Below are 6831 nucleotides of genomic sequence, written 5' to 3' on the forward strand. Positions count from 1 at the left end.
GCCGCGGCCGACGCTTGCTCGCGAGCCTGCCCCCTCGACCGACCGCCCCGCACCCGGCACCATCCCGGAGCTACCGGGGGTCTACCGCTTCCGCGACGGCACCGGCCGGGTGATCTACGTCGGCAAGGCGCGCAATCTGCGCAGCCGGCTCAACTCCTACTTCGGCGACGTCTGGAACCTGCACGAGCGCACCCGTCAGATGGTCACCACCGCCGAGTCGGTGGACTGGATCACCGTCGGCACCGAGGTCGAGGCGCTCCAGCAGGAGTTCACCTGGATCAAGCAGTACGACCCGCGGTTCAACGTCCGCTACCGCGACGACAAGTCGTACCCCTATCTCGCCGTCACCCTCGACGAGGAGTACCCGCGGCTGCAGGTGATGCGCGGCGCCAAGCGCAAGGGCGTGCGTTACTTCGGCCCGTATTCGCACGCCTGGGCGATCCGGGAGACCCTCGACCTGCTGCTGCGGGTGTTCCCCGCCCGGACCTGCTCCGCCGGGGTGTTCAAGCGGGCCGGTCAGGTCGGTCGTCCCTGCCTGCTCGGCTACATCGGCAAGTGCTCGGCCCCGTGCGTCGGCGCTGTCTCCGCCGACGAGCACCGGGCCATCGTCGACGGGTTCTGCGATTTCATGGCCGGGCGCACCGACACCATGGTCCGCAAGATCGAACGCGAGATGACCGAGGCGAGCGAGCAACTGGAGTTCGAGCGGGCCGCCCGGCTGCGCGACGACGTGGCAGCGCTGCGCCGGGCCATGGAGAAGCAGACAGTGGTGCTGGGCGACGGCACCGACGCGGACGTGGTCGCGTTCGCCGACGACCCGCTCGAGGCGGCCGTGCAGGTCTTCCACGTCCGCGACGGCCGGGTCCGCGGCCAGCGCGGCTGGGTGGTGGAGAAGACCGAGGACCTGACCACCGGAGACCTGGTGCACCACTTCTGCACCCAGGTGTACGGCGGCGAGCACGGCGAGGCCGACGTGCCCCGCGAGCTGCTCGTGCCCGAGCTGCCAGCGGACGCCGACGCACTTGCCGACTGGCTCTCCAGCCACCGGGGCAGTCGGGTGTCGCTACGGGTGCCGCAGCGTGGCGACAAGCGCTCCCTGATGGAGACGGTGGAACGCAACGCCAAGGACGCGCTGGCCCGGCACAAGCTGAAGCGCTCCGGTGACCTGACCACCCGGGGCAAGGCACTGGACGAGATCAGCGAGGCGCTGGGCATGAGCACGTCGCCGCTGCGCATCGAGTGTTTCGACATCTCCCAGATCCAGGGCACCGACGTGGTCGCCAGCATGGTGGTCTTCGAGGACGGGCTGCCCCGCAAGAGCGAGTACCGGCGGTTCATCGTCCGGGGCGCCACCGACGACCTCTCCGCGATGTCCGAGGTGCTGCGCCGCCGCTTCGCCCGCTACCTGGACGCCAGGGCCGAGACGGGCGAGGTGGGCGTGGAGTCGGCCGACGACCAGGCCGCCCCGCAGGATGCGGTCGAGCCGCAGGTCGGCGTCCTGATCGATCCGACGACCGGCCGGCCGCGCAAATTCGCGTACCCGCCGCAGCTGGTGGTCGTCGACGGCGGTGCCCCACAGGTCGCAGCCGCCGCGCAGGCCCTGGCCGACCTGGGCATCGACGACGTGGCGCTGTGCGGGCTGGCCAAGCGGCTGGAGGAGGTGTGGCTGCCGGACGACGAGTTCCCGGTCATCCTTCCGCGTACCTCGGAAGGGCTCTACCTGCTGCAACGGGTGCGTGACGAGGCCCACCGGTTCGCCATCACCTTCCACCGGCAACGCCGCTCGAAGCGGATGACCGAGTCGGCACTCGACCACGTGCCCGGCCTGGGGGAGGTCCGGCGCAAAGCGCTGTTGCGGCACTTCGGTTCGCTCAAGCGACTCTCGGCCGCAACTGTCGAAGAGATCACGGAGGTGCCGGGGGTCGGTCGGCGCACCGCCGAGGCGATCCTGGCCGCCCTCGACAAGGACACGAAGGCCGTCGACGGCGCGGAGGCGAAACCCAACGCCTGATCCTGTGATGCCGGGGTGTCCCGGGTGCGAAGCAGGCGTGATCGACTCGGGTTTCATGAAGTCGCGGTGTCCCAGGCGCGCGGATGCCGCGTCTTCCTGAAACCCGAGTCGATCATGCCGCTGTGTCCGCTGTGTCCGGGTCGCCAGCCGTCGAGGCAGGCGTCGGGTCGGCGGTTTGTCGGGTTTGGGTGGGGGTGTCGGGTGGTCGGGGCCACCCCGCGCGTGGAATCGGGGGCCGGGCGGGGTCGTTATACCTGGCAGACCACCGCGCCCCCGGCCCGGTGGAGAGCAGCCGCCGGGAACACCCGCCCGGCCGCCCCGGTTACATCCACCGCACGGCCAAGCACCACCGGCCAGCCCCGGGCACGCCGAACCAGCCAGCCCCCGAGCACCACAACAGGGCCGACGGGCCGGCGGAATGACCCGCCACCGCCAACCGTTACACCCTGTCCCGACGCCGACCCCAGCGGGTCGCCGGGCCCCCACGAACCTCCGCACCGCCACGCACCCCGCGTTGAATGCCCGTGCGGTTTCCCCCGATGCAGAGGAGCACGCCATCATGCGTACCGATCTGATCCGTAAGACCGCCCTGACCGCCGCCGGCCTCGCCTTCACCGGCGGCGCCATCGCCGGCCCCGTCACCACCGCTTTCGCCGCCCCGAACACCAGCAAGCCGGCGTCGCAGACCCAGACCGACCGCAAGCCCGCCGGTGAGCGTCAGCTGGGTGTGCGCTACGAGGCCCAGCCGAACTTCTACTACTGCGGCCCCGCCGCCGCCCGCAACGCCCTGTCCGTGCAGGGCAAGGACATCAGCGTGGACGCCATGGCCAAGGAGATGGGCACCACCGAAGCCGGCACCAACTCCATCAACGACATCACCCCCGTGCTGAACAAGGAGACCGGTAAGAACGACGCCTACCGGTCGGTGGAGATCAGCACGCCCGCCGCGGATGACAAGCAGACCGACACGCTGCGCGCCGACGTTGTGAAGACCGTCGACGACGGCCGGGCCGTGGTCGCGAACATCGCCGGCACCACCACCGACACCGACGGTGGTATCCACTCCTTCGAGGGCGGGCACTACATCAGCGTCGTCGGCTACCGCGATGGCGGGAACGTGGTGAAGATCGCCGACTCCGCCGACCCGGACACCGCCTCCTACGAGGTCACCGTCGAGCACCTCGCGGACTGGATCGCCACCCGCGGCTACGCCACCAGCTGACACCAGCACGCCAGCACACAGCACGCCAGCACACAGCACCCCAGCACCCCAGCACACCGCCGAAGGGCCGGACCCCACCACGGGGCCCGGCCCTTCGGCGTGCCTCAGTCGGTGGCGAGGACGGCCAGGATCTGCTCGCCGTACTTGGCGAGTTTGTTCTCGCCGACCCCACTGACCCGGGACAGGTCGGCCAGTGTGCGGGGCGCGTCGCTGGCGATCTGTCGCAGGGTGGCGTCGTGGAAGATCACGTACGCCGGAACGCCCTGCTCTTTGGCGGTGGTCGCTCGCCAGCCGCGCAGCCGCTCGAACAGCGACGCGGCGGCCGGGGTCAGCTCGGCCACGACGGTGGCCGAGCCGCGCGGCTTCGACGAGCGGCTCGATGGCGCCTTCTCCGGCTCGCGGCGCATGGTGACGGTGCGGCGACGACCCAGGACGTCGGCGCTGGCCTCGGTCAACGCCAGCGTGCCGTAGTCACCCTCCACGGCGAGCAGCCCTTCGGCGAGCAACTGCCGGACCACGCCCCGCCACTCGGCCTCACTGAGCTCGGCGCCGATGCCGAAGACGGTCAGCGAGTCGTGACCGTACTGGCTGATCTTGTCGGTCTGCTTGCCGAGCAGGATGTCGATGCAGTGCCCGGCACCGAAGCGCTGGTTGCGTTCGCGGTCGAGGCGGAAGACGGTGGACAGCAACTTCTGGGCGGCGACAGTGCCGTCCCAGGACTCCGGTGGGGTGAGGCAGGTGTCGCAGTTGCCGCAGGCGGTCGTCGTCGTCTCGCCGAAGTATTCGAGCAACTGGACCCGCCGGCAGCGGACCGTCTCGCAGAGGGCGAGCATCGCGTCCAGGTGGGCGGCGAGGTTGCGGCGGTGGGCGAGGTCGCCGTCGGACGTCTCGATCATCTTGCGTTGCTGGACGACGTCCTGCAGCCCGTACGCCAGCCAGGCGGTGGACGGCAGGCCGTCCCGGCCGGCGCGGCCGGTCTCCTGGTAGTAGCCCTCGACGGACTTGGGCAGGTCGAGGTGGGCGACGAACCTGACGTCGGGCTTGTCGATGCCCATGCCGAAGGCGATGGTGGCCACCATGACCAGGCCGTCCTCGCGCAGGAAGCGTTGCTGGTTGGCGGCGCGGGTGCCCGCGTCCAGCCCTGCGTGGTAGGGCAGGGCGGCGATGCCGTTGGCGGTGAGGAACTCCGCCGTCTTGTCGACCGAGGCCCGGGACAGGCAGTAGACGATGCCGGCGTCGCCGGGGTGCTCGTCGCGCAGCAGGGTCAGCAGCTGCTTGCGGGGCTCGCGCTTGGGCACGATCCGGTATTGGATGTTGGGCCGATCGAAGCTGGCCACGAAGTGCCGGGCGTCGTCGAGCTTGAGTCGGGTCGCGATCTCGGTGCGGGTGGCGCTGGTCGCGGTGGCGGTCAGCGCGATCCGGGGGACCTGCGGCCAGCGTTCGTGCAGCATCGACAGCGCGAGGTAGTCGGGGCGGAAGTCGTGCCCCCACTGGGACACGCAGTGCGCCTCGTCGATCGCGAACAGCGAGATGCGCCCGCGGTCCAGCAGGGCGAGGGTGGACCGGACGCCGAGCGCCTCCGGCGCCAGGTAGAGCAGGTCCAGCTCACCGGCGACGAAGGCGGCCTCCACCCGCCGCCGGGCGTCCAGGGTCTGGGTCGAGTTGAGGAACCCGGCGCGCACGCCGACCGCGGTGAGCGCGTCCACCTGGTCCTGCATGAGCGCGATCAGCGGGGACACCACGACCGCCACCCCTTCGCGGACCAGGGCCGGGATCTGGTAGCACAGGGACTTGCCGCCACCGGTGGGCATCAACACCAGCGCGTCGCCGCCGGCGACCACGTGGTCGATCACGTCCTGCTGGAAGCCACGGAACGCGTCGTAGCCGAAGACCCGGCCCAGCACATCCAGGGCATCGGAGGCGGTACGCAGGTCGGTGGGAGAAGCCATCCGGGGAGTCTACGAGCCGACCCCGACAGCGCCCGCCCGGCGCACCCGGACCGGTGCGCCGGCCGGGGGAGCGGTCCGGGCGCGATCGGCATGAACCCAGCCGTACGCGGTGTCGGGAGGGCGACCGTCGCACGGTCCGCGGGGCATCGCCCGGCCACGGGTGCCCGGTCCTGACCCGACGGCGGGATAGAGTCGCTGATTGACCAATCGCGGCCGAAGGCGGCCGCGGCGCCACGGCTTGGGGGTACGGGTGAGCGAGGCGCGCACAGCCGGTGACCGGATCGACGGCCCGGAGGCCGACGACGAGCAGTTGGCGGCCGAGTCGGAAACCACTCTCGTGGTGGTCACCGGCCTCTCCGGGGGTGGCCGCAGCACTGTCGCCCGGGCGTTGGAGAACGTCGGCTACTACGTCGTGGACAACCTGCCGCAGGCCCTGATGCTGGACATGGCCGAGCTGGCGTTCAAGGCGGGCGGTGCGGCCCGGCGTACCGCCATGGTGCTGGACGTGCGGTCGCGGGCCTTCTCCACTGACCTGGCCGGGGCCATCCGGGAGCTCAAGGAGCGCGGGTTCTCGCCCCGGGTGGTCTTCGTCGACGCCGACGACGAGGTGCTGATTCGGCGGTTCGAGAGTGTTCGGCGTTCGCACCCGTTGCAGGGTGACGGGCGGTTGGCCGACGGCATCGCCGTGGAGCGCGGTCTGCTGGAGGAGGCCCGCGACCAGGCCGACGTGATCATCGACACCAGCCACCTGAACGTCAACCAGCTCCGGCGGCGCATCGAGGAGCTGTTCGGCGGCGAGGACGCCCGCCGGCTGCGGGTCACCGTGTTGTCGTTCGGCTTCAAGTACGGCCTGCCACCGGACGCCGACTTCGTGCTGGACGCCCGCTTCCTGCCCAACCCCTACTGGGTGCCGGAGCTGCGTGAGCACACCGGGCGGGAGGAGGCGGTCAGCGCGTACGTGCTGGGTCAGGAGGGCGCGGACGCCTTCGTCGCCTCGTACGCCGACCTGGTCAACGCCACCACTACCGGCTTCGAGCGGGAGGGCAAGCGGTACCTCACCGTCGCCGTGGGCTGCACCGGCGGCAAGCACCGCAGCGTGGCCATCGCCGAGGAGTTGGCCAGCCGACTGCGGCACTCCGGGCTGGCGGCGAACGCCCAGCACCGTGACCTGGGGCGGGAATGACGACCCGGCGGGTGGTGGCGTTCGGCGGCGGGCATGGGCTGTCCGCCTCGTTGCGCGCGTTGCGCCACTGCGCTCCCGAACTCGACCTCGACATCACGGCGGTGGTGACGGTGGGTGACGACGGCGGCTCCAGTGGTCGGCTGCGGGCCGAGCGGGGTGGTCTGCCCCCGGGTGATCTGCGTCAGGCGCTCGTGGCGTTGGCCGGGGACCACCCGGCCACCCGGCGCAGCGCCGGGCTGTTCCAGCACCGCTTCGCCGCCATGCCGGTGGGCGTACCCCGGTCCGACGGGACCGACCCGGGCTCGGCGGCGGGCGACGACCCGGGCCCGGACAGCCCGGCCGCCCCGCACGGTGCGGCCCCGCGCGGCACCGACGGGGCGTCGGCCGGCACTGACGGTCTGACCGGGCACGCGGTGGGCAACCTGGTGCTCTGCGGCCTGATGGAGCTGCTCGGCGACCCGGTGGC

Annotated in this window: 5 protein-coding genes; 4 read left to right on the forward strand and 1 reads right to left on the reverse strand. The window is 71.4% G+C overall.

The genetic code is table 11. The features are described 5' to 3' along the window. Positions 1-61: 61 nt before the first annotated feature. Positions 62-2011 (forward strand): excinuclease ABC subunit UvrC, encoded by a 1950-nt coding sequence (uvrC, locus tag KBX53_RS17345; protein ID WP_210860360.1) that lies wholly within the window; start codon positions 62-64, stop codon positions 2009-2011. 559 nt (positions 2012-2570) lie between these two features. Next, positions 2571-3233 (forward strand): C39 family peptidase, encoded by a 663-nt coding sequence (locus KBX53_RS17350; protein ID WP_210860357.1) that lies wholly within the window; start codon positions 2571-2573, stop codon positions 3231-3233. A 104-nt stretch (positions 3234-3337) separates the two neighbouring features. On the opposite strand, the gene recQ is transcribed toward KBX53_RS17350, so the two are convergent. Next, entirely contained in the window at positions 3338-5182 is a 1845-nt protein-coding gene (recQ, locus tag KBX53_RS17355; RefSeq protein WP_030337353.1) for a DNA helicase RecQ, read from the reverse strand. A 280-nt stretch (positions 5183-5462) separates the two neighbouring features. Here recQ and rapZ point away from each other — a divergent pair, with 280 nt between their 5' ends. Beyond that, positions 5463-6365 (forward strand): RNase adapter RapZ, encoded by a 903-nt coding sequence (gene rapZ / locus KBX53_RS17360; protein ID WP_210860362.1) that lies wholly within the window; start codon positions 5463-5465, stop codon positions 6363-6365. Further along, a partial coding sequence (locus KBX53_RS17365) for a 2-phospho-L-lactate transferase CofD family protein (RefSeq protein WP_210860359.1) occupies positions 6362-6831 on the forward strand: 470 nt, incomplete at its 3' end. The genes rapZ and KBX53_RS17365, both read left to right, overlap by 4 nt.

Source organism: Micromonospora sp. M51, assembly GCF_018070305.1.
Lineage (GTDB): Bacteria > Actinomycetota > Actinomycetes > Mycobacteriales > Micromonosporaceae > Micromonospora > Micromonospora parva.